Genomic DNA, 2,541 nt, shown 5'->3' with positions numbered 1-2,541 from the left:
ATCCAATCGTTCTCAAATCCATGCAGTACGTGCTGTTAAGCTAATTTTGGCTCTGTGAAAGTTGAGTAAGTAATATTAGAAAAAAAACAAAAAGTAATAAACGTTCGATTCCAGAACTTATCATCACGACAGCCGAGGAAGTCATTTATAGACGGACATATCAAAACTATTTTTGCTTCGGTTACCCAACAATTTCTTATTTACATAAGGACATCGTGAAATTATTGACGCTTGTCCAAATACTCGGGATTGGCTCTAGATCCATACTAGCAAAAAAAATGCGCGGCGAAGAGGGGTTAGTATACTCATTACTAGCGAGCCCTGTTCTATATAGAGAAGGGGGGGGATTACTGTTTAAACTTTCAAGCCCATCAAAGAATGGAATGGATAGAATCCTAAGCGTTTTTAAAAGTACGGTATACCATGTGGTTCAGAAAGGTATATCTGACGATGATTTTTTGAGAGCAATCAATACAATAAAGAGTCATATGATATTCAGTTCGGAAAATAATCAGTACCGAATGCTAGAATCGGGTAAGCGTTTACTACTAGGCATAGAAACAGAGAAACATTTTGATGTATTTGATTTTGATAAATCCTTCGCATTATTTGAAGAATTAACGGTCGAAAACCTGAATACTTTTGCAAGTAACCAACTCCACGATGAGCCTTCTTACTCAATACTCCTATCGAACTGAAGAGAAGGAAGTGAAATCATGTTCAAAAAAATTTATGGATTTACGGTCTTGAATTTAAAAATCCTCCTGTCAGAGAAGGTTGTTTTCCTGTGGACGGTGGCACTTCCTGTGATTATAACGCTTTTTTTTCAAAAAAGTACGACGGACAGCCTATCGATTTATGATAGTAAAATTTGGTATATGAAATGGTTCTGGTGCTATATTATCATTGCATCGTTTGTAAATGGAATTGGATTACAGCTTGCCCGAATGCGAGAATATGGGCTGTTGAAGACGTACGTTTTAATCTCTGGGAGTAAATCTCCATTTGTTATCGCTACTATTCTAACTCAGATCATATTTAGTTTACTTAGCCTTTCGCTTTATAATTTAATTGTGGGACTTTATTTCCATGTATTTTCCTTTGATCTCATCGTCCAATCCTTTCTATTAATATGCTTAAGCATTCCTTTCGGGCTTTTTACTCTTTTACTTACCGTACTTCCGCTGAAAATAGGCAATCTTGGTACCGTAATTAACATCATTTTATACCCATTATTTATTTTGGCATTTAGAGACGAGCATTTATCCTCTGCTTGGAACATATTAAATCCGTTTAGCTTTGTATATCAAATGAATAAGGCTATCAGTTTTGGTACGGTTCATTTTTCACTAATAGCTGTTGGTTTCCTCTATTTACTCGTTGGTGCGCTATCGTTCAAAAAAATGAACCTTATCTCGTATGTACAAAGATAAGGTAGGCGGGAGGGATGAAATGAAGGCAGAACAGATTATATATAAATACAAGCAAGCAAAAAAAGTTTTGTTTGAGGATGTCAGTTTTCGTCTGCATCCGGACAAAATTAACGTGTTGGTCGGCCCGAATGGGGCGGGGAAAACAACATTGTTCGACTGTATCTCAGGCATTTTGCGTCCACAAGCTGGCAATATGGTTTTTCCTAGGATGGACGATATTTTATACGTTACACAATCCGTTTTTTTCTCACCGGAATTGAAAGGGAAGGATTTCCTGAAGTTTATAAAGCGGATCGGCAATCAGCCGGCAAGCTCCCAACCCTTGGATTACATGAAATCTGAAGATGAAAGGGAGAAGGAATTATTACTGAAGCTGTGGGATCTGAAAATCGGTAAAATGTCGGTTGGCGAGCGGAAATGGTTGTTTATTATGATGCTTACACAAATCGAGAGGGAATTATATTTGTTGGATGAACCGACGAGCGGAGTCGATCCGACATCAAGAAAAAGGATTTTCAATCTAGTTAATCACTTAGTAGCACGGAAAAAGACAGTGGTGATTTCCACGCACCAATTGAACGAACTGTTGCATCTTGATTGCCACATGATCTTTCTTCATAAAGGAAAAATCCGCTACGAAGGGAATATTGACAAGTGGTTGGAAATGCATGATACGGACGACCCGGATCATGCGTTCGATTTAGCTACATCTTTGTAAAGCGTTAAGGAGAGCATAGAATTTGAGAAAACCAAGAGGATCCTTATGGCAGGGATCCTTTTTTTTATTGTTGAAAAAAGTTTTATTTTGTAGATTTTCCTAAAATTGAGATCAAGAGATGGGAGGAAATTAGTGATAAATTTGCACCAAGAGCAATTATTTAATGAAAGAGTCAAACGGTTAGGAAGAGATTGTGGCAACGATCCGTTTTTGGAGAAGTTGGAGTTGGCTATATTTTAGGACTTATCTCAGGAGAGTTAGCGTCATAGGAAGCAAACGAAGCAATCTACTTTGGGGTGAAATTGATTTTATATCAAGTATGCATTATCGTGTAAGTGAGCATTTTGCATAATTCCAAATCTGGGTGAAGTGCAGAGAGAAGTGCTCAAC

The 2,541-nt window shown here is 37.6% G+C and carries 3 protein-coding genes; all 3 read left to right on the top strand.

The features are described 5' to 3' along the window. The first annotated feature begins 74 nt into the window (after positions 1-74). Genes LQV63_RS32330 through LQV63_RS31120 form a run of 3 tightly spaced genes read left to right on the top strand, consistent with a single transcriptional unit; the run spans position 75 to position 2,151 of the window. Positions 75-698, top strand: coding sequence for an insulinase family protein (locus LQV63_RS32330; RefSeq protein ID WP_407673003.1), 624 nt, complete (start codon positions 75-77; stop codon positions 696-698). An 18-nt stretch (positions 699-716) separates the two neighbouring features. Next, entirely contained in the window at positions 717-1,433 is a 717-nt protein-coding gene (locus LQV63_RS31125; protein ID WP_233699635.1) for a hypothetical protein, read from the top strand. Between the two features lie 19 nt (positions 1,434-1,452). Beyond that, positions 1,453-2,151: an ATP-binding cassette domain-containing protein gene (locus LQV63_RS31120; protein WP_233699634.1), complete on the top strand. Its 699-nt coding sequence runs from the start codon at positions 1,453-1,455 to the stop codon at positions 2,149-2,151. Positions 2,152-2,541 lie beyond the last annotated feature (390 nt).

This window comes from Paenibacillus profundus (assembly GCF_021369635.1).
GTDB lineage: Bacteria > Bacillota > Bacilli > Paenibacillales > Paenibacillaceae > Paenibacillus_B > Paenibacillus_B profundus.
Note: the sequence above shows the minus strand (reverse complement) of the source record. Positions and strands in the feature narration are given on the sequence as shown.

What these genes read in the sequence shown, in the direction of transcription:
- LQV63_RS31125 (WP_233699635.1), top strand. Translation starts at nt 717, where the DNA reads ATGTTCAAAAAAATTTATGGATTTACGGTCTTGAATTTAAAAATCCTC.
- LQV63_RS31120 (WP_233699634.1), top strand. Translation starts at nt 1,453, where the DNA reads ATGAAGGCAGAACAGATTATATATAAATACAAGCAAGCAAAAAAAGTT.